We start from the raw sequence: 23,337 nt of genomic DNA, 5'->3' as shown, positions 1-23,337 counted from the left end.
TTAACATGACCAACAGCACTGGCCGCTATGCCCTCTCTCCCGCCGGGAGAGGGTTGGGGAGAGGGGATCAAAAAGATGAACCGCTCTACTTTAACACTTATGAATTTACCACTACCATCTGTCGATTTAAAACACTTTATCGCGAAGGGCGCAGCGTGTCGTACCCCCACCGAAAAAACCAGAATATAAATGCCAGGTATTCCGCTCGGCTAATCGGCCTTGGAGTCGGTCTGGTGGTCTGGCTAGTCGTCGTATCCATGGCGCAGGCGTCCCCCTGGGCAGAGGTCGCTACGACAACGCCGGGACCTACCGCCGCCATCGGGAGCCCCGCGAACGGCTGCCTCACAGGGGCACGGCCGTTGCCGGCCACAGGTACCGGCTTCGTCAGCATCCGACGTCACCGCAATCGCTATTATGGTCATCCGGATACGGTCCGCCTGGTGCAGGACCTGGGCCGGGCGCTGAACAAGCGCACCCATGAGCTGATGATGGTGGGCGACCTTTCGCAACCACGCGGGGGGCTTATGTCGTCCATGCACCGTAGCCATCAAAACGGCATGGACGTGGATATCTGGTTCCGCCTTGCCGGCTCGGCCCGGAGTGCGAACGATCGGTACCCGGAGGGACGCCATCCCGGCAGCATGGTCACGCCCGGGGGATTCGATCTCAGCGGGGACTGGGATGAGTATCAGCGGTTTCTGCTCAAGGCAAGCGCCGATCACCCGCGGGTGGACCGTATCTTCGTCAACCCGGCCATAAAACGCGCCCTGTGCCGATCCGAGCGGGGCGACCGCAGCTGGCTGCGCAAGCTACGGCCCTGGTGGGGGCACGACGCCCACTTTCACGTCAGGCTCAGGTGCCCCAAAGGCAGTCCCCGCTGCAAGCAACAACCCCCCTTCCCTGCCGGAGACGGCTGCGATCAGTCACTCGCCTGGTGGTTCAGCGAGGAGGCGAGAACACCGTCGAAGCAGCCGAAGAAGAAGAAAAAAACCAGACCGCCCATACCAACCGCCTGCAAGGTGCTGCTTTCCAAACCCTGAGCAGACCGGGATCTCAAAGGTCACCTTGGCTCGGCTTGTCCGGCCCCTCAAGTGCTCGCCGCAAGGCGGCTTCTACCTGTGCTGGCTCCACCGGAAAGGGAATCGCCGCAAAGACCGGGAAGCGGGACAGCAGATTGTCCAGCTTGTGCCGATACTCGTCCTGAAAGAAGACGATGACCTTGACGCCGGGATGGCGCTGCAGGCGGGCCATCAGCGTCTCCAGATTGCTGGTGCGGTCCCGGAAATCCGACTGGAAATTGTATTCGGCGACGATGACGTCGGGGAGCCGCTGCTTGAGGAAGGACTGGGCCTTGCGTTGAGAATTGACAATTTCGGTCCGGAAGCCGAGCCGCTTGTAAAGCGGGGCCAAATTCGGGTAGCCCCCGAGCTCCATGATGGCCAAGAGGCAAGGCGATGCGCTCTCCATTTTGGATCATCCCCTCAACAGGCTGTGCATCAGGAGCACAGGTCAGGACAAAGGTAGGTGCGGTTCACCGGAACCCGCATCAATGTCGGTCTCGTGCCAACTCATCGTCGTCCCCCGCTGCTGCCATGCGTTCCACGTCTTCCACCGGGATACCGAGCAACTCGGAAACCTCCGCGACTCCAAGCCGGCTCAACAGACGACGCACAGTCTGCGCCTTACCTCTTGCGCTCGTTCCCACGCTCCAGCGTGGGAACGCCGTCGTGTCCGCTCCAGCGGACTCAGCTCCTCTGTGCTAATAGGCGTTGGCTGTTAGAGGCTGTCTAAACAAAGGGTCGTAGGCCAGCGTAGGCGGTAGGCTGGGTTGAGGAACGAAACCCAGCTTTTATGGGCCAGCCTGATTTGTTGGGTCTCGTCCCTCGACCCAGCCTACCAGCTTAAAATCAATAGGTTAGTTTTTAGACAGCTTCTTAGCCTACCGAGGCGCTTAATCGACGCTGGAGCGTCAGATCCCTCCTCCGTCGGGACCAGGTCTGCTCCCACGCTGGAGCCTGGGGAGCCAGCCGACAAATCATTTAAATATTAACCACTACCTTATTCGGTAGCCCTCAGCGGTACCCCAGGGAAGCACAGGCTTCAGGCAAATACCACCCAGGTGGTGGCGATGTACTTGACCCCCTCCTTCAGCCCCACCGCCTGGTGCTCGTGGGTCCAGAAAGGGGGGAACAAAACCAACTTGCCGCGTCGGGGCCGGATGCTGACGTCCTGATACAGGAACCGGGTCTCGCCGCCCGGTCCTGCAACATCGTTGAGGTACCAGAGCGCAACCAGTTGCCGTTGACTGAATTCGTGACTACCCCCGTCGATGTGCCAATGGTAAAAATCGCCGGCCCGGTAACGCTGTATCTGGTAGCCGACATCCTTGAACGGCCCCTTGAAGTAGGGAAAGGTCTCCCGAAACTCCCTCATAGCCACCGCCAGCGAACGGAAGAACATCTGGTCCACATCCTTCCAGTTCTCCTTGTTGCTCACCACCAGATCCGTGGTTGATTTCACTCCTGAGTCCTCGATCCGGAGCTGACCGATGCGGCCCGCGTGCTGGTGCTCGGGATGGGCCTCGAAGCGCTCGATTACTTCGTCACAGAAGGCGGGCGACAAGGCCAGCGGTCGCTCGAAGATAAAGCTACCGGCCTTGACTTCCCGGATATTCGTAAGGGGCCTGATCCCGCATTCGATCGGCATACTCATGGCTTGGATATCCTATTGACTTGCCTATTTATTGTCCAGGTAACGCACCGCCCGATAGTGGCTCAGTTCGCGAAAAAACGGAAATTGCGAAAAAACGCAATGACGCAAGGACGCCAAGACGCAAAGAAAGAACAAAGAAACTTTGCGTCTTGGCGCCATTGCGTCGTGGCGTTAAATGGGCCGGAAAGTGAGCGGCCAAGCATAAATTTTTCAAACTGAGCCACTGCCCACCGCCCCCGCGCTTATCCGCAGTCTTCATTTTAGCCTCCCAGGACTGGGGCGCCCTCAAAAAACGACGAATCCCGCGAGTCACCGCGAATCGATCCGTGTGGATTCGCGGGATGCGTCGTTTTCTTCGTGGGGGTTGGACCACCGGTATATTATTCCATATACCGTCCCCAGGAAGTTGTAGTGTGCAATATCACCGGTTAAACTGTATATATTGTTGTATCCAAAATATTGGCAGATTCTGATCAGTATACTGTGCAATATGACCGGTTAAATTGCATATTATGTATCTCAAAAGATCGGCGGAAACGGCCCTCCGGGAGATCATCTCCGGCGACAAGGTCGGGATCATCCTCGGCGCCCGCCAGGTCGGTAAGACAACACTGGTCCAGCATGTGGTGCGGAAGCGGGGTGCGACCTTTCTCAATTTCGACGTGGAAGTGGACAAGGCACGCTTCCAAACCGCGGCTGCCTTGCCGCCCTTTGATGCCCTAGGCTCCCTCGGCAACCCGCGGGTTTTGGTCATCGACGAGGCCCAGCGCCTGCCCGAGGCGTCTCGGATCATCAAGGGTTGGCACGATGCCCACCTGCCGGTAAAGATCCTGCTGCTCGGTTCCTCTTCGCTAAACCTGCGCGACCAGGCGGCGGAGAGTCTCACCGGCCGCAACCGCAAGCTGATCCTGCCCCCCTTGCTGTTCTCCGAAACCCTCGCGGCGCAGGCGTGGGCAACCTCCCAGATACCGCGCGATCAGCTGCTCCGACATTTTGCCCCGCAGCTGCGGGCCTCGTTGCAACAACGCTTGGCCTTCGGCGCCTATCCCGAGGTGGTCCTGACCCCTGATCCGGTGCGCTTGCTGCGCGAGCTCAGTGCCGACTATCTCTGGAAAGATGTCCTGCAAACCGGTCTGATCAAGACGCCGGATCTCATCAGGCGCCTGCTCTTGCTGCTGGCCCACCAGGTCGGCTCCGAGGTATCGGTGAACGAACTGGCAACCCAGCTGGGGATGGCACGGCCCACAGTAGAGCGCTACCTGGACCTGCTGGAACAGACCTTCGTCATCTTCCGGCTGCCCTCGTTCAGCACCAACCCGCGCAAGGAGATCGCCAAGGGCCGCAAGATATTCTTCTGGGACACCGGGATCCGCAACGCCCTCCTCAATGCCTTTGCCACCGAGGCATTGCGGCCAGACATCGGTCCCCTCTGGGAGAACTGGACGATTGCGGAAATCGCCAAACGCAATGCCCTGCTCGGCGCGCCGGCGGAGCTCTTTTTCTGGCGCTCCCGCACCCGGTCGGAAGTCGATCTGGTCGTAAAGCAGGAGGATCGCCTGCGCGCCTTCGAGATCAAGTGGTCGGGGCGTCGCACCAGAAACCGGGCCTTTCGGGACGCCTACGGCGTGAGCGTCGAGACCATCGGACCGGAGAACCCCTTCGCCGCCGACCTTCTGGAGGCGTGAGGCACCTTTTTTCTTGTAGTGTACGGTATCTCGACGTACTATTGGGGATAAAGAGGATGTTGTTCTTGAAGGTGAACCGCGATGAGTAAAAATGCCAGACTGGAGGCCCGCCTTACGCCGGATATTCACGCCCTGCTAAAACGTGCCGCTGCAATCCAAGGCCGCAGCCTGTCTGATTTTGTCGTGTCCGCGGCCCGGCATGCCGCCGTGGAGACGATTGAGCAAGCCGATATGATCCGGTTGTCGCAAGCCGATCAGGAGCAGTTTGCGGCGGCCCTATGTGAGTCTTCGCCCCTTACTCCTGCCATGGAGCGGGCGATCCGTCACCATGAAGAATTGGTAGGTCCGCTTGTCGGATAATTTTCCCTTCATCATCGAACGGCTGGAACGCCATGACCGCAAGGATTTTTCTTGTGGTAGCGAGCCGCTTGACCGCTATTTTCGCTCGCAGGTCTCGCAAGACATCCGGCGGCGGTTGACAACCTGTTTTATTGCACGCGAGCAGGAAGGCACGCGCATCGCCGGTTTCTATACGCTGTCCGCCTGCCAGATCCTATTGAGTGATCTGCCGGACGAAACGGTTCGGCGCTTGCCCCGTTATCCGTCCGTTCCCGCCGCGCGTGTTGGCCGCCTTGCGGTGGATACCGCATACCAGGGGCAGGGGCTCGGTGGGGCTTTGCTGGCAAATGCAGCAGCGCGCGTCTTGAGCGCAGAGATTGCCGTTTTTGCACTCGTGGTCGATGCTAAAGATGAACAAGCCATCGCCTTTTACCGTCACCATGGTTTTGCCGTCTTACAGGAAGAGAGCAATACCTTGTTCATGCCCTTACGCCTGTTCGCCGAGCGTTCAGCCCACATATCTCACCGGCCTGCCCATCCATAGGAGTCCGTAGGCTGGGTTGAGGAACGAAACCCAGCAACTCAGCTGCCAGCTTCCGTCGGCGCGTGGGAACGAGCGCGATTGGGATTTCCGGTCTTTAGGCGCATCCGTACTAGCATCTCATTTCACCTTAATTTTTGTAGGGAACGGCCGATCTGCCGCAGGGCAACCGAAAGATAAACACAGCAGAAACAATCGCTGGGCATGGAAGCGAATCGGGTCGGTTGGGCCAAGGCGCGCTGCCGAGCCGGCGCTCGAGCCCAGGGTCCATAGCGCGCCGTGCCCAACAGAAGGATCGATGGGCACGCTGCGCTGGGTGCATCCTAACCCGCCGCCGCGGTGCGGAAACCGCCGCGGCATGTCTGATCCCTTAGAGCCCGCTTGATGGACGCTTGCTTTGCCCATTCTACGGGCTAACCCATTGATTATCGGCTGGCTCCCACGCTCCAGCGTGGGAGCAGACCTGGTCCCGACGGAGGAGGGATCTGACGCTCCAGCGTCGATTAAGCGCCGCGGTCGGCTAACCGCCAACGCCGATCAGCACCGAGGAGTTGCGTCCGCTGGAGCGGACAAGATGCCGTTCTCACGCTGGAGCGTGGGAACGAGCGTGATCCTCGCTATCTCGAACCACGGATCGACACGGATTGGTCTCCATCCGTGTCGATCCGTGTTCATCCGTGGTTCTCTTTCCGGTTGTTATCTGTACTAACCAATGGTTTTCACAGGCTAGATGGCCGCAACATCCCAGCGGTCTGCTCCGAGACACTCCGCGGCGCGGAGCTTCCGCGTTCCCACGCGGCGCGTGGGAACGAGAGAAAGCCATTGATCCCCCCTCTCCCCCCAGGGGGCGAGGGAGCCAACCAGGCATTACTAGAGTTAGTTCTTAGACAGTTTCTAATCCGACCAACCGGGTTAAGATAGGGCCAAGATCCGAATCCCGAAGGCCGCTGCCCATGTCCCGCGACCGTTTTTTCCCACCCGCCTTGCTGCTCCTGGCCGTTACCTTGCTTGCCGCTTGTACCGCCCACACCCCGACCACCGATCCGCCCACTCGGCCCTTTTCCCGCATTGGGGCAATGTCGCACACTGCGCTCTTCCCGCGCATTGAGGCCGGGCAGCACACGGCGCCCATCACTCGCATCGGCGTAGACGCAGCGGGGCGCTGGCTGGTGACCGCCTCCCACGACAAGACCGCCCGGATCTGGGACCTGAAGAGCGGCGCGCTCCAGCGGGTCCTGCGCCCACCCATCGGGCAAGGCGACGAAGGCAAGCTCTACGCGGCGGCGCTGTCGCCGGACGGTGGGCTGGTGGCCGTCGGTGGTTGGACTAAGGCCGGTACCGGGTCTCACAACATCTACCTCTTCGACCGGGCGACCGGGGCCTTGGTACGACGCATCAGCGGTCTGCCCAATGTGATTCACCATCTCGATTTCTCCCCGGATGGCACCCGGCTGGCGGCGGCCTTGGGAGGAGGCGAAGGCATCCGGGTCTATCGCACCGATAGCTGGGTCGAGATTGGGCGGGATCCGGATTATGGCGCAGCCAGCTACTGGGTCGATTTCGATGGCCGGGGGCGCTTGGTCACCAGCTGTGATGACGGATTCATCCGGCTCTATGATCCCCAGCTGCGACTCATTGCCAGGAAAAAGGCCCCGGGCAGGGAGCAGCCCTTTGGCGTGGCGTTTACGCCGGACGGCAACCGGATCGCCGTGGGTTTCGACGACAGCACGGCGGTAAATGTCCTCTCCGGCACGGACCTATCCCTGCGCTATAGCCCGGATACCTCGGACATGGACAAGGGCAGTCTGTCAACAGTCGCCTGGTCCCGGAATGGCCGCACCCTCTTCGCCGCCGGGCGTTACCGAGACCACCATAACCCTTCCTTGGTGAGCTGGTCGAAGGCGGGCCGTGGATCGGCCCGGATACGCCCTATTGCCAAGAATACCGTCATGGATTTGGTTTCCCTGGCCGGTGGCCGGCTGGTCTTCGGCGCCGGGGACCCGGCCTGGGGCCTGCTGGATGCCGCGGGCAAAGGGATTCGGGGACAGGGACCGACCATTGCGGATTTTCGCCGCCGGGGTCATGTCCTGCGCCTGTCAGACGACGGTACCCTGGCCGAGGTCGATTTCGACGTCTTGGGGACCAACCAGAAATGGGAGACGCATGTCCTACGTTTAGATCTGGCCCAGCGCCGGCTGGAGCTGGACCCTGACCGGCCCCAACGCCGGCTGGCGCCCCCCCGTATCCGGGCATCCGGCCTGTCCATCACCGATTGGTACAACAAGACCGAGCCCAAGCTCAATGGCAACCCCCTGATACTGGAACCGTTCGAGACGAGTCGGAGCCTGGATATCGCCAAGGGCGGTGGGCGTTTTCTGCTGGGTACGAGTTGGTCTCTGCGTCTCTACAAAGGCAACGGCAATCTGATCTGGCAGGTCCCGGCCCCTTCGGAGGCCATGATGGTCAAGCTCAGTGGCGACGGGCGCTGGGCGGTGGCGGCCTTTGGCGACGGCAGCCTGCGCTGGTTCGAGGTAGCGAACCGGGGCCGGGAACGGCTGGCCCTGTTCCTGGATGGCGCGGCGATTGGGGCCCGGAAGCGCGGCGGGAAGGCGGCGACCGTCCCCTGGGTGCTCTGGACCCCGGAGGGCTTCTTCCACAGCGCCGGGGGCGGCGAGCGGCTCGTGGGCTGGCACCGTAACCGGGGCGCCGACCGGGCCGGGGAGCTGCTGAATGCCGGCCAGATCGGGGAGCTCTTTCGCCGCCCGGATCTGGTGGCCCAGGCCCTGGACCCTGGGTATCCTCAGCTCGCTCAGGCGGCCCTGAAGGAGAGCGGGGACTTGGAACAGCTGCTCGCGGGGGCCCAGGCACCACGCCTGGAGCGCCTGGGTCCGGCCCGAGTCCGGGTGGCGGGGCCTGATTTTACGGCCCGCTTCCGGCTGCAAGACCGGGGCAGCGGTGTCGGCCGTATCCAGTATCGGGTCGATGGGGTCCTGATCGGCCAAGGCGATGAGCGGGGCCGCTTCGGACTGGGCCTGCCCAACCGTCGGGAGGAGTCCCGGCCCTTTACCCTGGAGCCGGGCCGGCACCGGGTCGAGGCGAGGGCCTTCGACCGCTCGGGCCGTCTGGCCTCCCCCTGGCTGGTGTGGGAGGTCCAAGCTACCGGCGCGGCCCGCCGCCAACCCGCTCTCCATGGCCTGGCGGTAGGTATCGGGCCCTACCAGGACCAGGCCCTGTCCCTGGAGTATGGGGACGATGACGCAGCGGCCTTCGCGGCTGCCCTGAAGGCGGCGGGCCGCGGGCTCTTCCGAGCGGTGGATGTCCGGCCCCTGGTGAACCAACAGGCAACCCTGACCGGCATCACCCAGGCCTTTGGGGCCGTGGCCGCAAAGGCCGGACCCGAGGATGTGTTCGTGCTCTTTCTGGCCGGTCACGGCCTGGTCCAGGACGGGCGTTACCACTTTATCCCCTGGGACCTCCGGTATACCAACCGCAAGGCCCTGCGGGCGGGCAGCCTGCACGAGGACCGGCTGCGTGACCTGCTGGCCCAGGTCCAAGCCCGCAAGAGCCTGATCGTGATCGATTCCTGCCACGCCGGCGCCTTGCTCGGGGATGGCCTACGCCTGGCTGCCCTCTACCGCGGCGGTGCGGCCCTGGAGCACCGGGCCGCTATCGACCGCCTGATGGACAAGACCGGCCGCGCCATGCTGGCCAGCACCACGGAGCGGAAGTTCGCCCTGGAGGGGTTGGACGGGCACGGGGTCTTTACCCATGTGCTGCTAGAGGGACTGCGGGGCCGGGCCGACCGACTCGGCAACGACAACCGTACCATCGAGATCAGCGAGCTGGCGGATTATCTGGAGGAAGAGGTCCCGCGCGTCAGCCACCGGGTCTGGCGCTACGAGCAGCACCCCATGCGCGACCTCCGGGGCCAGTCCTTCCCCATCGGCCTGCGGCGGCGCGGTTCCGAGCCATGAGCGAGTCCGGTTCATCATTTCTAGCGAGGTTTTGCCTCAGACCGACGAGGCGTGAGTCGCCGTGGATAAGAACCGCGAATGGACACCAATTTTTAGCCGCAAATGAACGCAAAAAACGCAAATTCGGAATCGATTCGATTTGCGTTCATTGGCGTTTATTTGCGGCAAAAAGAATGTTAATGAAACCTGACGAAGTGTGAGTTTTTCGTGCAATGCACAAACTTGACTCATTTGTAAAGCTGCCGGTCACTCAAGGGATCCTAGCCCGTAGGCTGGGTTGAGGAACGAAACCCAGCAACTTGACCGGAGCGTGAGAGCCAGAGAATTCGGGAGAATCGGATTATGCGTAAATGGTCACCCTGGATTCGCCAGGCTTTGGCAAAGATCGTTTCAGGAATTGCCGAGGGGATCGGCAATAAAATTGGTACAACAATTGTCGGGGCAGTGCTCTTGCTGTTCGGTGCTCTGGGCTATTGGTTGTGGCAGTCCGATTGGTGGCGGCCGTCCAATGGTCCGATCACCACTCTCCTGAGTCAGGGGGATGCCTATCTGGGCACCGGCCGCTACGGGCTTGCCCTAGCTGCCTACGAGGCCGCCCTGGAGCGGGACTCGGACAATGCCGCCGCAAATTTCGGACGGGACAAGGCCCGGATATTCGCCGCTATGGGCCCGGATTTCGACGCCGAGGCCGCAGGAACGGCGCTGCGGGCCATGGCCGGGAATCACCCGGACGATGCCCAGCTCCAGGTCATGCTGGGTCGGTTGGCCGCGGCCAGGGGAGCCACCAAACGGGCGCGATCCCACTACGAACGCGCCCTGGAGCTCGATCCTGAGGTGGCCCAGGCCTGGTTCGCACTCGGGGTATTGGAACATGACGCAGGAGACTTAGCGGCGGCGCGGGAACACTATGAGCGGGCTGTCAAGCTGGCCCCCGACCAGCGACAATATATTACCAATCTGGCCGGTGTGCTCCTGGATCAGGGCGACTACCAAGCCGCCCTTGCGCGCTACGAAGATCTGCTGGCGGTCGCGCCCCGTCTGCTCCTGGCACGCCTGGATGGGGGCAATGCCGCCCGTCTTGCGGGGCGGCTGGATCTGGCCCGTTCCTACCACGGGCAGTTGTATCGGCACCTTTCGCAACCCGGTGTATTCCAGGAGGGGGACAATGCCGCCCAGTGGGTCTTTGCTCACCCCCAAGGACCCTTGACCATGGATGCCTCGGATACCAAGCGCCGGTATGCCCTGCTGGCGGTGGCCCTCACCCGCTGGTTGACCGGGGATCGGGCGGGGGCCCGGCGCGCCGTCGATGAGGCCCGGGCCCTCGCCGATCCGGACGGCCGGGTATGGGCGACCATCGAGCAGGATCTAAGTCGCCTGGAGAGGGCGCGACCGGAGTGGAGGGATCGGATCGCCGCTTACCGGAATCTGCTCGGTCCGCCGGTGCCCTGAGAGGATGTCTAAAAATTAAGATACTGATTTTAAGGCACAAAATCTGTAAATTTCACGCTCGTTCCCACGCTCCAGCGCCTGCCTGTGCGTCCCTGCACGCAGACAGGTGGGAACGCCGGCTTGTCCGCTCCAGCGGACTCAGCTCCTCTGTGCGGATAGGCGTTGGTTGTTAGCCTACCGGGGCGCTTAATCGACGCTGGAGCGTCAGATCCCTCCTCCGTCGGGACCAGGTCTGCTCCCACGCTGGAGCCTGGGGAGCCAGCCGAAAATCAATGCCAGTAGAAAATCAATAGGTTAGTTTTTAGACAGCCTAATCCTGGCTATCTCGAACCACGGATCGACACGGATTTGTCTCCATCCGTGGACTGGTGCCCACCCGTTCGATCTCGTTTGCACCGCCAACTGCATCGAACATCGCCTGATCAAGCCCAGAACGCCCCAAACCAATGGCATGATCGAACACTTCAACGGCCGCATCACTGACGTCTTGGCTACCACCCGTTTCGACTCTGCCGAGCACCTGGCCGATACCCTCCAACGCTACGTTCAAGTCTACAATCAACATATTCCCCAAAAGGCATATAGTTAACCCAGCCAGCTTTTTTCAAGGTGCCCGTGTGTTTGACATGATGCATCGATGCCGCTAGTGTAATATCAATCATGCATCGATTAGGAGTGAACATGAGAGCAGTGACAGTTTCCCCTAAATTTCAAGTAGTTATCCCAAAAAATATCAGGGACTCAATGGGAATAGTGTCCGGGCAGAAAATGCAAATGCTAACCTATCGTAACCGTATAGAGATGATTCCTATCAAGCCAATGGAGAAAATGAGGGGCCTTCTGAAGGGAATTGACACCGAAGTGCAGCGAGATGATGATCGCATATGAATGTCGTTGATTCCTCCGGGTGGTTGTCCTATTTTGCGGGTGATGATAATGCGGCAGTGTTTTCACACCCCATTGAAGACATCCATAAACTAATAGTTCCAAGCATTACTATCACCGAGGTTTTCAAGTGTATCCTACGCCAACGCGGTGAAGATATGGCGTTGGAGTGTATAGCTCATATGGAACAAGGCAAGATTGTACCATTAGATAGTACATTGGCCGTCAATTCAGCTCACTATGGAATAGAATATAAGCTGCCGTTAGCGGATAGCATAATTTACGCAACTGCAAAAACATATAATGCTTTGATCTGGACACAGGATGCGGATTTTGAGTCACTGGAAGGCGTTAAATACTTTTCCAGAAAAAACACACATAACAACGAACCGAGGCGATGCTACGTCACCGGAAGTAAGGAGTAGGATCAATCGGGTGTTACTTGATGCGATAGACAGGGATGCGATGCACGGGCTCGACCCGCTGCCGGGTGGCATTCGACGACGACGGTCCATTATCGACCTGGCCGGCGGGTCGTACATCCCGAGCTCGGCGCAGGAGTGGTGGTCGATGCCGCGGACGATGGTTCCGTGTGGGTCTTCTTCCCGAGCCCCGATCAGAGAGCAGAGAGCCGCAGGTGTTCGGGGTGGTGCTCCACCCGGGCGGCCAGCCAACGGAGTGGATCACCGTCAATCTCAGCTCTTTGCCCGGCGTCAGGTATACCGCCACACGGTACAATCCGAGCTTTTAAATTTCCCCCTCACCCCAAGCCCCCTCGCTGCGCTCGGAGCAGGCTCCCTCCCGAAGGGAGGGTGTCGCAAAAGTCATTTCGAACCACAGAGAACGCAGAGAACACGGAGAAAGGAAGCGGCCGATTCTCTGCGTTCTCTGTGGTTTAAACTTCACAGACTGGCAGCTGACGCCACCGTTTTTGCGGCACCCTCGAAGGGAGAGGGAGTGAAATGCGTAGATTGTGCCGTGTGGCAGTATACATACCGAGTCCTTCACCGTTATCCGACGTTTCGATATTTTCGTTTGATAGGCAGGCGTGTAACATACCACCCCGTGCCGCAGTATCCATGGCATCACTGCGTGCCCTTCGCAGCAGTATGATGGTCGCACGCACTAAGAACTGTAAAAAAAGAGGGGGAAGCGTGTGGAGCTGATAAAGACAGACATTGCAATCGTGGGGGCGGGAGGGGCCGGTCTCCGCACGGCCATCGCCGTCGCCGAGAGCAACCCGGATCTCAAGGTGGCCTTGATCTCGAAGGTGTACCCCATGCGCAGCCACACTTGTGCGGCTGAAGGCGGGGCGGCCGGGGTCATCAAGTCGGACGACAGCCTCGACCTGCATTTCAACGATACCGTGGGCGGCGGCGACTGGTTGACCGACCAGGACGTGGTCGAGTACTTCGTCAACGAGGCCCCCAAAGAGCTGTTGCAACTCGAGCACTGGGGCTGTCCCTGGAGTCGGGAGCCGAACGGGTCCGTTGGGGTACGGCCCTTCGGCGGCATGAAGATCAAGCGGACCTGGTTCGCGGCCGACAAGAGCGGCTTCCATATCCTCCACACCCTGTTTCAGACCTCGCTCAAGTATCCGAGCATCGAGCGCTTTGACGAGTTCTTCTCGATCGATCTGCTAATGGCAGATGGCCGCTGCCAGGGCGTCGTCGCTATGGAGATGAAGAGCGGCCGCCTGTTCCGGTTCCAGGCCAAGGCGGTGGTTCTATGTTCGGGCGGGGCCGGCCGGATGTTCCCCTTCAGCACCAACGGGGCGATTAAGACCGGGGATGGAACGGCCATGGCCTATCGCGCCGGCGTACCGACCAAGGATATGGAGTTTGTCCAGTACCATCCCACCGGCCTGCTGGCGACGGGTATCCTGCTCACCGAGGGGTGTCGGGGCGAAGGCGGCGTGCTGCGCAACAAAGACGGCTACCGTTATCTGCAGGACTATGGGATGGGACCGGAGACGCCGCTGGGCGAGCCGGTGCTGAAGACCATGGAGCTGGGGCCGCGCGACCGCTTGAGTCAGGCGTTCTGGCATGAGCAGCAGAAAGGTAACACCATACCCACCCCCTGGGGCGACAGCACCCACCTGGATATGACGCATCTGGGCGAGAAGCATATCGACGAGCGGTTGCCCCTGGTGCGCGATCTCTCCATCACCTACGCCGGCGTCGATCCGGTAAAAGAGCCGGTGCCTATCCGTCCGGTGGTGCACTATATGATGGGTGGGATCCACACCAACATCGACGCCGAGACCCCGGTCCCCGGGCTGTTCGCCGTCGGTGAATGCGCCTGCGCCAGCCTCAACGGCGCCAATCGGTTGGGCTCCAACTCGCTCACCGAGCTCCTGGTGTTCGGAAAACGGGCGGCAACGAACGCAGTCGAATTTGCCCGCAACCGGAACTCCGAAGCGAACGAATCGGAGCTCCAGGAGCAGGCGGACAAGGTACAGACCAAGGTGAGGGAGCTCGTCCAAAGAAGCGGCGGTGCCGAATCCATCGCCGGGCTGCGCTCCGAGATGACGAAATCCTTGGAAGAAGGTGCGGGTATCTATCGTACCGAGGAAACCCTGCAGAAGACCTGCAACACCATCGCCGATCTGCGCAAACGCTACGCGGGTATCGAGCTGCATGACAAGAGCAATGTCTTCAACACCGATCTGTTCCAGGCCCTGGAGCTGGAAAACATGCTCGCATTGGCCCAGACAGTAGCGGAAGGCGCCTTGGCCCGCAAGGAATCCCGCGGCTCGCATCAGCGGTTGGATTACGAGGCACGGGACGACGAGCAGTACCTGAAACACACGCTGGCCTATTACCAGGGTGATGAAGCACCCCGTATCGATTATCACGATGTGGTCATCACCAAATCCAAGCCGGGCGTTCGGGATTATTCGGGAGGGGCCAAATGAGCGCGGTACAGCTGGAACTCGAGATACTCCGCTACGATCCTGAGCAGGATCAGGAGCCGCACTTTCAGACCTATCAGGTGGCGTGCCAGGAAGAGTGGATGGTTCTGGATGCCATCAATCACGTCAAGGACGAGGTAGACACCACGCTCAGCTACCGGTGGTCCTGTCACATGGCCGTGTGCGGGAGCTGCGGCATGATGATCGATGGTCAACCCAAACTCGCCTGCAAGGTATCCGTAAAGGATTACGCGAATAAGAAGGTCCGCATCGAGCCGCTGGCGAACTTCCCGATCGAACGGGATCTGGTCGTCGTCCAGGACGACTTCATGGAGAAGCTCAAGCGGGTCAAGCCCTACATTATCCGCAAGGAAGAGCAGCCCATCGAAGCGGGTGAATACAAGCAGTCGCCGGCCGAGCTCAAGAAGTTCAAGCAGTTCACCCTCTGCATCAATTGCCTGTGCTGCTATGCGGCCTGTCCCGAGTATGCGCTGACCCCGGAGTTCATGGGTCCCGCGGCCCTGGCCCTGGCCCACAGATACAATACGGACTCCCGTGATCAGGGGCTCGCCGAGCGCCACAAGGAGCTCTCCAAGCCGGAAGGGGTGTGGGATTGCTCCTTTACCGACACCTGTTCCATCGCCTGTCCCAAACACGTGGATCCGGCAAGTGCGCTCCAGCAGCTCAAGATCGCCACCACCGTCCAGTGGTACAAGGAGCTCATCGGTATGGGGGATAAATGATCATGGCCTATGTGAGACCCGTTTCCAAAACCACCTGGTACCTCAAGGATCGCAACTACACGATCCATATGATCAATGAGCTGACCAGCGTCTTCATCGGCCTCTATGCACTGCTCCTGTTATGGGGAATCGGTGCCGTAGCGAGCGGTGACAAGGCGTACTACCAGTTCTTTCTCGAGTGCTTGACGAGCCCTGGGATGCTGGTGCTCCTGTGGGTAACCACCATCGTCATCTTTTATCACGCCATCGCCTGGTTCAAGGTGACACCTAAAGCCATGCCGATCCAAAAAGGAGAAGAGTTCGTACCCGGCGGCGTGATCGCCGGGGCGCATTACGTCATCTGGGTCCTATTCTCTCTGGTCGTCCTGTATTTCGCGGGGGTGTTTTAAGATGGCTAAAGTCAATAAGGCCCTGTTTTGGAGCCTGTTCGCCGCTGGCGGCACCCTGACCGCTTTTGTGTTTCCCGTGCTGGCGTTGATTACCCTCATCGCCGCCCACGGAAGTCCGCCGGATGGCGTACCGGAGATCATGAAGTTCGAACAGATGCAAGGACTGCTGGCGAACTGGTTCGGTAAGCTGGCGGCATTCGGTACGGTCAGCCTGGCCTTGTGGCACGCGGCTCACCGGCTGCGCGTGGGTCTGCATGGCCTGGGACTGCGGGCAGATGGCCTGGTGGCGGTCGTGGGATACGGCATCGCCTTGGTGGGTACCCTTCTGACTGCCTATTACCTGCTGCAGATCTAGCGAGGCTTCGCCTTAAGACCACGAGGCGTGGTAACCGTTCAGCCCCCCTCTACGATCCTGATCCCGAAAACGAGAAATCAAGGGGTTATGTCCGAATCAAACCGGAATCCAGAGGGGGGCTGAATGGTTACGAGGCGTGAGTTTTTTGTACGGAAATCGGAAAACCACGAAAGGCACGAAAAGACACGAACCCTCATTCATGTGAATTCGTGCCCTTTCGTGGTTCTTGTTCCCCACGCTCTCATCGATGCGGTTCACTGCTTGCCTGTCAGCAGACAGGTCCCTGCACGCAGACAGGTGCTTACCACACCATTGATGCGGTTCGCGCCCGCCGGTAGTGCCATCCTGAACGACCAACCGCGCTCACCGCATCCTACACCTGAAAAGAATCGAGAGAGGGCGGAAATGTGGATATACGGAAACTTTCCGTGTTAAATACGGAACATTTCCTGCTACTCAATGTTAGCCTTTGATACGACCAAACACGTTTGGATGGGAAAGTGAATCAATTTATATTTCAATTGCAAGAGTTGGTTGTTTTAAACCGTGAACATACTTTGCATATTGAGGATATTTCTTTTTCGATTGGCAATGAGTCATGTGCTGTTGCATTGGTCGGTGAATCTGGCATGGGAAAAACAACGATATTTAAAAGTCTGTTCCCAAGGTTTATTAATGATTGGAGTATTGAGCCAGGGTTCCGGTTCTCTGCTAAACATTCATTTAATAACACGAGTTACACAGATCGTGAAATACAACGCAATATAATGCCTACAACTATAGGGTTCGCTAGCCAATTGCCTTTCTTTCTAGAAGAGCATACAGCATCAGACAATATTTTTTCCTCTAAGTTGGACGAAACGCGACCGCTTCTCAATCGAAGAAAAAAATGTCTATTTGGAAAAGTGGGGATTGGGCGACTTCGCAGAAAAACCCTTGTCAATATTATCTGGAGGGCAGCGGCAGTTAGTTAATCTTGCTCGCGCATTGGTTATCAAGCCTGGCATCGTTATTATTGATGAGTGCTTTTCAAGCATGAATGAGAATATGGCAAAGGGTAGTGGATAAATTCTAAATGCTGAAGTCTGCCAACCCCTCCCTCGTCATTCCGGCAGGGACTGCCGGAATCCAGGGCCAGGGATGGCAAAACGGTGGAGTTCAAAGCATTAGGTCGCATTTAAATTTAACCACTACCAGGGCAGGAGAGAAACGAATGCAACCAGCCCTTCAACCCGCTCTCTATGAGTCCCTGGAAGCTCTGCCCGCAGGTCTGACCGGGGAGATCCTGAATGGGCAGCTACATACTCAACCGCGCCCATCCGGTCCACATGGCCGCGTCGCCTCTCGTGTTGATCGCTCAATCGGACGTAGCTATGACGATGGCATTGATGGTCCGGGAGGTTGGTGGATCTTTGTCGAGCCGGAGGTCCACTTCGTGCGGGATGTGGAGGTGACTGTGCCGGATCTGGCCGGCTGGCGACGTAAGCGGATGCCCTATCTGCCGGAAGATCAACGCTTCGAGGTGGTTCCCGACTGGATCTGCGAGATCTTGTCTCCATCCACAGCGAGCAGGGATCGCGAGGTCAAGATGCCGCTGTATGCCCACTACAAAGTGCAGTATGCATGGCTGATCGATCCGGTTAAACGCACGCTGGAGGCCTACCGACTCGATGCCGGTGCCTGGATCGAGATCGGCCGCTTTGCCGATGCTGATCAGGTTGCCGTACCACCGTTCGAGGCTATGAGCCTTGATTTGAAGGGTCTTTGGGCACCGTTGCGACCGGTTCTCGTATGAGCACGATGAACATTTCCCTCCCCGACGCACTCAAGGCCCATGTAGACGAACAGGTTGCCGAGCGAGGTTTCGCCACCGGCAGCGAATATGTGCGCGAGCTCATCCGCCGGGATCAGGATCGACAACGGCTGCGCACCTTGCTCCTCGATGGCGCCGGCTCCGACCCCGCAGTTCCGGCCGACAAGGCCTATTTCGATGCTTTACGTAGCCGGGCTCGCCAAGGCGCCCAAGGGTGATCACAAAGCTCGTCATTCCCCGTGACCGAGCGGTTCAAGACGTCGAAGAGATCGTCGACTATTACCTGGCGGAAGGTTCTGAACAAAAAGCGATCAGCGGGATTGTCCACGGATCATGAAATGGCAGGAAGTCCGTCTGAATCATCCCAATCGATGGCTTCTGGTCGAAGCCGCCCAGGCGCACACCGAGGCGGATCAGCGCATTCTCGACGACCTGGTCGTGCTCGATACCTATAAGGACTCCGTAGTGGCGATGCGCGACTACACACGGATGCACCGGCAGTGTCCGGACAGAGAGCTGTATGTGTTGCACACCTCACGCGAGGAGATAGAAGTCGAAGAGCGCCGATGGCTCGGGTTCCGAATCGGCGCGTGAAGCTACGGCTTGATGGCGGACTACCGTTCGTCACCATTGAAATCGGTTGGGAGCACTCTTCACTGATGCTCAAACCGGTCCTTCTCGATACCGGCTCGGCGAGCACCGTGCTATCGGCGGATCGCCTCGGCACACTTGGAATCAAGCTGGAACCCGAGGACCCGATCCATCGCATCGTTGGCGTGGGCGGCAGTGAGTTTGTCTACTGCAAACGCTTGCCCTGGGTTGCGTTGGGAGACTGCCGTGTGCACGACGTTCCTGTCGAGGTCGGTGCCATGAGCTATGGCTTTCGGATCGAGGGTATCCTGGGAATGGATTTCATGCAGCAGATCGGACTGATCATTGATCTGCGCAAGTTCGAGGTTTCCTGCGGCGTAACAGGATAGCAGCCCGTGCCCAACGAGAGGTAGGGATGTTGAGTACGGTGCTATCCAAGAGATGCGGTTCGTTGCCTGCGCCCGCCCGTCTGCCGTGCTGGCACAGGCAGGCGTCCCCGCACTTGTCTACGTGTTAAGTTCCGCCAAATTGTAGACACATTTTTTGAATAGGTTTGGCTGTTTTCGGGACCAGTTTTTCATCGCTCAGAAAGGCACAAAAATGCTGTATTTTCCGGCTATTATCACACCCAAAAAATCATAACTCTTTGTTTTTTATACGAATGAGGGGGTCCTGAATAGTTACAAATTCCACGTAATTATCCGGGACCTGAGATACCGACATTACCATAGGACGGATCAGTTGTCCTTGCGGTAGCCGACGGTTATCGAACCACTACCCTTCCGATCGAACCAGGTCAGCCAGATACCGCTGAGTAGCCAGGAGTAGGCCCAGGTGCCGGTGATGATCAGCGCAAAGGCAATGACGATGTCCAGGGTGCTGCCGTTCAGGGAGAAGGCCGGTACGTACCCGAAGAGGAACGGGCCGAGGTAGAGAAATTTGGCGAATTTGAACGCGGTGAAGGCGGTCTTCCACATGTTGGCCTTGGCGATGGTGGCACCTGCGAAGGCCGCGATGCAGACAGGCGGTGTGATGTTCGAGTCCTGGGACAACCAATAGACGATCATGTGGGCCGCGAGGGGATGGACGCCCAGCTCGGTCAGTGCCGGCACCGCGACCACGGCCGTGATCAGGTAGGCCGCGGTTACGGGTACCCCCATCCCTAAGATTAGGGAGGCCAGGGCCACCAGCAGGATGGTCAGCCACAGCCTGCCGTCGGCCAGCTCGATGACGATGTCGGCGAAGGTGAGCACCAGGCCGCTGTAGGTGAGCACGCCGATGATGATGCCGATCACACCCACCGTGGCGCCGATCTTGAGGCTGGACAGGGTGCCGTGGCGCGAGGCGATCACGAATCTTCGCATTTCCGACCTGATGTCCGCCCCTCGAGCGTGTCGCCGGTAGAGCAGAACGGCGGCGAGGATCAGGCCGTAGATGAGCGGCAGATTCCCTGTGAGTGCCGCTTGCAGCTCGGCTACCGCCCCGGCGCTGAGCAGCGGGGATAAGGCGGCGGAAAGCCATTGTGCGGGCGCCCCGAGCGCGGCCTTGAAGGCCGCAGCGACTGCGGGCCCCAGCGCCCAGCTCAGGCCGGCCACCAACCAACCGACGGCGAGCACGAAGAGCATGCTATAGGCCAGGGACGGATCGAGCTTGGTCTCTCTCAGCTTATGGCTGACCAGGATGCAGGTAGCGAGCCCCAGAACGGCGGAATAGCCGGGCGAGTAACCGCTGAGCATGAAGACGGTGATGACCGCCAGGGGCGTGATGTAGATCCACTCCTGCGTGAAGATTTCCGTGGCATCTCGCTCGGATTTCTCACCGCGGATGCCGAATCGCTTGGCCTCGTAATGGACCATCACATAGACGCTGAAGAAGTACATGAGCGCCGGAAAGACGGCCACTAGCATGATCTGGGCGTAGGGGACACCGGTGAACTCCGCCATGATGAAGCCCCCCGCCCCCATGATGGGGGGCATGAACATGCCGCCGATAGAGGCGGCCGGCTCGATTCCGCCCGCCACATGGGGACGAAAGCCCGCCTGCTTCATCATGGGGATGGTGAAGGCACCGGTGGATACGGTGTTGGCGATGGCACTACCCGAGATGGAACCGAACAGCCCGCTGGCGATGACAGACACCTTGGCCGGTCCCCCGATCCGGTGGCCCACCGCCGCCAGCGGAAAGTCGATGAAAAAGCGTTGGGCGCCGCTCGCTTCGAGAAAGGCCCCGAAGATCACGAACAGAATAATGTAGGTCGCCAGCACATTGGCCATGATCCCGAACACGCCGTCGCTCTTGTAGAAGATGCTGGTGCACAGCTCGGGGAAGGTGTCGCCGGCATGGGAGATCAGCTCCGGGGCGTAGGCCCCGTAGACGCCGTAGAGGAGCATGACGGCGCCGATGACGACGAAGATGTTGCCGACGACCCGGCGCGCGAGCTCGACCCCGATCAGCACCCCTAGCATGGCGATGGCCTTGTCGAGCGCCGTCTCCGCGCCGGCACGATAGTTGATGGCCTCGAAGTTTGCGATCCAGTAGCCGATACAGACGATGGAGGCGACGATCAACAGATAATCGACGACCCGGCCAAACCGCCCCGGTGTCCGGTAGATCATGCAGACCAGGACGTAGGTAACCAGGACATAGATACCGCGGTGGAACTGGGTCGGCGCCGGCTCAAAGACCGCCGAGTAGGCGTAGAAAAGGACCAGGCCAAGCGCCAGTAGGTCGAACAGGCGCTGTTCTATGCGGGTAAGCTGCTCGAACAAGGATCGTCTCCCGAGCGGGTCAGGCCGTTACCCTCAGGAGGGTGTCACAAAAGTCCCTTTCCCGGCGAGAGGGTATCGTAATGGTTGCGGACTCAAGTCGGGTGGGAAAGCGCGGCGCATCCCGCCGCAGCGCTGGGAACGCCGGCATCCTGCCGGCCAGGATTTGCCGGCAAGAGGCTGTTCCGACCCGCCTTCTCCGGAGGGTATCGCAAAAACGGTGGCGTCACTGCCAGTTCGTGAAGTTTAAACCACAGAGAACACAGAGAATGCAGAGAATCGGCCGATGCCTTTCTCCATGTTCTTTGTGGTTCGAAACGACTTTTGCGACACCCTCCTCCGCGGCGCGGAGCTTCCGCGTTCCCACGTGCTGCGTGGGAACGAGAGAAAGCATCTCAAGCAGCTGCGCCACTCTGCGCAATCTGCGGATAGACAGGATTCAGAGCAATCCCTGCTCCTTCCAGAACTTCTCGGCACCCGGATGCAGGGGGGTGACGATGCCCTTGATGCCGGTCTCCAGACTCATTTCCTTGAAGGTCTTTTTCTGACCGACCAGATAGGCGAGTCCCTCGTCCGTATAGAGCTTGGACAACAGATCGTAAACGATCTCATCCGGGACCTTCGCATTGGCGACCCACAGGGCCGAGTCCTGGAAGGAAGGAACAGCCTTGTCAACGCCTTTGTAGATTCCCGCCGGGATCTCGACCCGGGTGAAGTTGGGATACTGCTCGTAGAAGCCGCTCTTGGCCGCGTCCTGGTCCAGATCGACCAGGGCGATAGCATTGGTCTGGGCGGCCATCATCACGGCGCCCGAGGGAAAACCGGTAAACAACCAGAAGGCGTCGAGCTGCTTGTTACCGAAGGCATTGGCAGCATCGTTATAGCCCATGGCGTTGCGCTCGATCTTGTCCCAGACACCCAAGTGGGTGAAGAAGAGCTCGCAGTTGGCGAAGGCGCCCGAGCCTGCGTTGCCGACGCCGACCTTCTTTCCTTCCAAGTCCTGCACGCGGGTTATTCCGGAGTCCTTGCGCACGACCAGCTGGGCGACCGATCCGTAGAGGTAAGCTACCGCCAGCACCTTTTCGTACTTTTTCCCATCCTTCTTCAATCTGCCTGCGCGCCCGAGATGCAGGTGCCCGGCATGAATGACGCCGAACTGCATCTTGCCTTGGTCGACCTTGCGCAGATTCTCCACCGACCCGGCGGAGGACTGGGCCTTGATCCGGTAGTCTGCGGATTCCTTGACGGGTCCATAAGTCTGGAGGGCGCTTGCGAATATCTGGAAGGTGCCGCCTGCAGGGCCGCCGCCGAACACGATCCGTTCAGCGGCCAAGCCGACAGCGGGGACGGCGAGCATGCAGACCAACAGGACGGCACTTGCGGTAAGGATCATTCTCGGGCTCGGCTTCATGCGGCGCTCCTGGGGTGGGTGATGTTGGCGATTTAGAGACGGTCTAGAAATTTAAAGTATCGATTTCGGCTGGCTCCCCAGGCTCCGGCGTGGGAGCAAACTGGTCCCGACGGAGGGGGGATCTTGACGCTCCGGCGTCGACTAAGCGGCCTAGCTAGGCTGACAGCCAACGCCTGTCAGCACAGAGGAGCTGAGTCCGCTGGAGCGGATAAGACGGCGTTCCCACGCTGGAGAGACTGTGAAAGTATTACTGAATTTTCGGAGCTATAGGGATAGGACAACACAATTGTCCTTATTTTGACCTAAAATATTTCTCATCGCCCCACATGAGACAGAATTTAGCGTGAAATAGGGTAGTTTTACCCCACCGTTTTCGGGAAAGACGAATACTTTCACAGTCTCCGGAACGTGGGAAGAGCGCGAAAGCGCGGCGCATCCCGCCGCAGCGCTGGGAACGCCGGCATCCTGCCGGCCAGGATTTGCCGGCAAGAGGCCGTTCCGACCTGCCTTCTCCGGAGGGTGTCGCAAAAACGGTGGCGTCACTGCCAGTCCGTGAAGTTTAAACCACAGAGAACACAGAGAACGCAGAGAATTGGCCGGAGCCTTTCTCTGTGCTCTCTGGTGCGCCAGGTGAAGCCTGGTCAGTCTAGCAGTCTGAAAGGTGACTGCCCTGTAAATTGCTGATAGCCATGTAGCTGCGGCCTGTCACGTGGAGGCAACGAAGCGTGGGGAGCGAGGCCGGTTCAGGTAAGTACCAGTTTAAGGGAAAGA

At 59.4% G+C, this 23,337-nt stretch carries 23 protein-coding genes and 1 pseudogene; 19 read left to right on the top strand and 5 right to left on the bottom strand.

The features are described from left to right. Positions 1-233: 233 nt before the first annotated feature. Complete coding sequence (mepA, locus tag E1958_RS07715; protein ID WP_243725247.1) at positions 234-1,040, top strand: penicillin-insensitive murein endopeptidase; 807 nt, start codon at positions 234-236, stop codon at positions 1,038-1,040. A 13-nt stretch (positions 1,041-1,053) separates the two neighbouring features. On the opposite strand, the gene E1958_RS07710 is transcribed toward mepA, so the two are convergent. The 3 genes from E1958_RS07710 to E1958_RS07705 form a co-directional block, all read right to left on the bottom strand. Then, positions 1,054-1,467 (bottom strand): DNA-binding transcriptional response regulator, encoded by a 414-nt coding sequence (locus tag E1958_RS07710; protein WP_133511374.1) that lies wholly within the window; start codon positions 1,465-1,467, stop codon positions 1,054-1,056. A 79-nt stretch (positions 1,468-1,546) separates the two neighbouring features. After that, on the bottom strand, positions 1,547-1,672 hold the full coding sequence (locus tag E1958_RS21630; RefSeq protein ID WP_279381401.1) for a hypothetical protein: 126 nt from the start codon (positions 1,670-1,672) through the stop codon (positions 1,547-1,549). A gap of 428 nt (positions 1,673-2,100) precedes the next feature. Continuing rightward, positions 2,101-2,712: a 2OG-Fe(II) oxygenase family protein gene (locus E1958_RS07705; protein ID WP_133511373.1), complete on the bottom strand. Its 612-nt coding sequence runs from the start codon at positions 2,710-2,712 to the stop codon at positions 2,101-2,103. A gap of 512 nt (positions 2,713-3,224) precedes the next feature. Between E1958_RS07705 and E1958_RS07700 the strand changes: the two genes are divergently transcribed. The 18 genes and pseudogenes from E1958_RS07700 to E1958_RS07615 all read left to right on the top strand — a co-directional run bounded on the left by E1958_RS07700 (position 3,225) and on the right by E1958_RS07615 (position 18,779). Next, positions 3,225-4,397, top strand: a complete 1,173-nt coding sequence (locus E1958_RS07700; RefSeq protein ID WP_133511372.1) for an ATP-binding protein — start codon at positions 3,225-3,227, stop codon at positions 4,395-4,397. Positions 4,398-4,478: 81 nt separating this feature from the next. Next, positions 4,479-4,757, top strand: a complete 279-nt coding sequence (locus E1958_RS07695; RefSeq protein ID WP_133511371.1) for a type II toxin-antitoxin system TacA family antitoxin — start codon at positions 4,479-4,481, stop codon at positions 4,755-4,757. Beyond that, entirely contained in the window at positions 4,747-5,280 is a 534-nt protein-coding gene (locus tag E1958_RS07690; protein WP_133511370.1) for a GNAT family N-acetyltransferase, read from the top strand. Before E1958_RS07695 ends, E1958_RS07690 begins: the two co-directional genes overlap by 11 nt. Before the next feature lie 950 nt (positions 5,281-6,230). Next, a complete protein-coding gene (locus E1958_RS07685; protein WP_133511369.1) occupies positions 6,231-9,251 on the top strand; it encodes a caspase family protein in 3,021 nt (1,006 codons plus the stop codon). Between the two features lie 342 nt (positions 9,252-9,593). Next, positions 9,594-10,700: a tetratricopeptide repeat protein gene (locus tag E1958_RS07680; protein ID WP_133511368.1), complete on the top strand. Its 1,107-nt coding sequence runs from the start codon at positions 9,594-9,596 to the stop codon at positions 10,698-10,700. Between the two features lie 364 nt (positions 10,701-11,064). Continuing rightward, a pseudogene (locus E1958_RS07675) lies at positions 11,065-11,280 on the top strand (integrase core domain-containing protein); the annotation flags it as partial. A 101-nt stretch (positions 11,281-11,381) separates the two neighbouring features. Beyond that, positions 11,382-11,588 carry an AbrB/MazE/SpoVT family DNA-binding domain-containing protein gene (locus E1958_RS07670; RefSeq protein WP_089726918.1) on the top strand — a complete coding sequence of 69 codons (207 nt, stop codon included), beginning with the start codon at positions 11,382-11,384 and terminating at the stop codon, positions 11,586-11,588. After that, entirely contained in the window at positions 11,585-12,010 is a 426-nt protein-coding gene (locus E1958_RS07665) for a type II toxin-antitoxin system VapC family toxin (RefSeq protein ID WP_133511367.1), read from the top strand. The genes E1958_RS07670 and E1958_RS07665 overlap by 4 nt, the downstream gene beginning before the upstream one ends. A 731-nt stretch (positions 12,011-12,741) precedes the next feature. Further along, a complete protein-coding gene (gene frdA / locus E1958_RS07660; protein WP_133511366.1) occupies positions 12,742-14,502 on the top strand; it encodes a fumarate reductase (quinol) flavoprotein subunit in 1,761 nt (586 codons plus the stop codon). Continuing rightward, entirely contained in the window at positions 14,499-15,242 is a 744-nt protein-coding gene (locus E1958_RS07655) for a succinate dehydrogenase/fumarate reductase iron-sulfur subunit (protein WP_133511365.1), read from the top strand. The genes frdA and E1958_RS07655 overlap by 4 nt, the downstream gene beginning before the upstream one ends. A 2-nt stretch (positions 15,243-15,244) precedes the next feature. Beyond that, a complete protein-coding gene (locus tag E1958_RS07650) occupies positions 15,245-15,631 on the top strand; it encodes a succinate dehydrogenase/fumarate reductase transmembrane subunit (protein ID WP_165742198.1) in 387 nt (128 codons plus the stop codon). Between the two features lies 1 nt (position 15,632). Continuing rightward, positions 15,633-15,986: a fumarate reductase subunit FrdD gene (gene frdD / locus E1958_RS07645; protein ID WP_133511363.1), complete on the top strand. Its 354-nt coding sequence runs from the start codon at positions 15,633-15,635 to the stop codon at positions 15,984-15,986. Positions 15,987-16,486: 500 nt separating this feature from the next. Then, the gene (locus tag E1958_RS07640; protein ID WP_165742196.1) at positions 16,487-16,960 is read left to right on the top strand and encodes an ATP-binding cassette domain-containing protein; all 474 of its coding nucleotides are present in this window, start codon (positions 16,487-16,489) and stop codon (positions 16,958-16,960) included. Continuing rightward, positions 16,884-17,054, top strand: a complete 171-nt coding sequence (locus E1958_RS21940; protein WP_369334490.1) for an ATP-binding cassette domain-containing protein — start codon at positions 16,884-16,886, stop codon at positions 17,052-17,054. Before E1958_RS07640 ends, E1958_RS21940 begins: the two co-directional genes overlap by 77 nt. A gap of 145 nt (positions 17,055-17,199) precedes the next feature. Continuing rightward, a complete protein-coding gene (locus E1958_RS07630) occupies positions 17,200-17,781 on the top strand; it encodes a Uma2 family endonuclease (protein WP_089727481.1) in 582 nt (193 codons plus the stop codon). Between the two features lie 5 nt (positions 17,782-17,786). Further along, a complete protein-coding gene (locus E1958_RS07625) occupies positions 17,787-18,017 on the top strand; it encodes a ribbon-helix-helix domain-containing protein (protein ID WP_341534754.1) in 231 nt (76 codons plus the stop codon). 115 nt (positions 18,018-18,132) lie between these two features. After that, the gene (locus E1958_RS07620; protein ID WP_133511361.1) at positions 18,133-18,393 is read left to right on the top strand and encodes a hypothetical protein; all 261 of its coding nucleotides are present in this window, start codon (positions 18,133-18,135) and stop codon (positions 18,391-18,393) included. After that, positions 18,390-18,779, top strand: a complete 390-nt coding sequence (locus E1958_RS07615) for a retropepsin-like aspartic protease (protein ID WP_207787901.1) — start codon at positions 18,390-18,392, stop codon at positions 18,777-18,779. Before E1958_RS07620 ends, E1958_RS07615 begins: the two co-directional genes overlap by 4 nt. 348 nt (positions 18,780-19,127) lie before the next feature. On the opposite strand, the gene E1958_RS07610 is transcribed toward E1958_RS07615, so the two are convergent. After that, the gene (locus E1958_RS07610; protein ID WP_133511359.1) at positions 19,128-21,158 is read right to left on the bottom strand and encodes a TRAP transporter permease; all 2,031 of its coding nucleotides are present in this window, start codon (positions 21,156-21,158) and stop codon (positions 19,128-19,130) included. Positions 21,159-21,594: 436 nt separating this feature from the next. Continuing rightward, positions 21,595-22,566, bottom strand: a complete 972-nt coding sequence (locus tag E1958_RS07605; RefSeq protein ID WP_207787900.1) for a TAXI family TRAP transporter solute-binding subunit — start codon at positions 22,564-22,566, stop codon at positions 21,595-21,597. Positions 22,567-23,337 lie beyond the last annotated feature (771 nt).

This window comes from Candidatus Thiosymbion oneisti (genome assembly GCF_004359955.1).
Taxonomy (GTDB): Bacteria; Pseudomonadota; Gammaproteobacteria; order Chromatiales; family Chromatiaceae; genus Thiosymbion; species Thiosymbion oneisti.
Note: the sequence above shows the minus strand (reverse complement) of the source record. Positions and strands in the feature narration are given on the sequence as shown.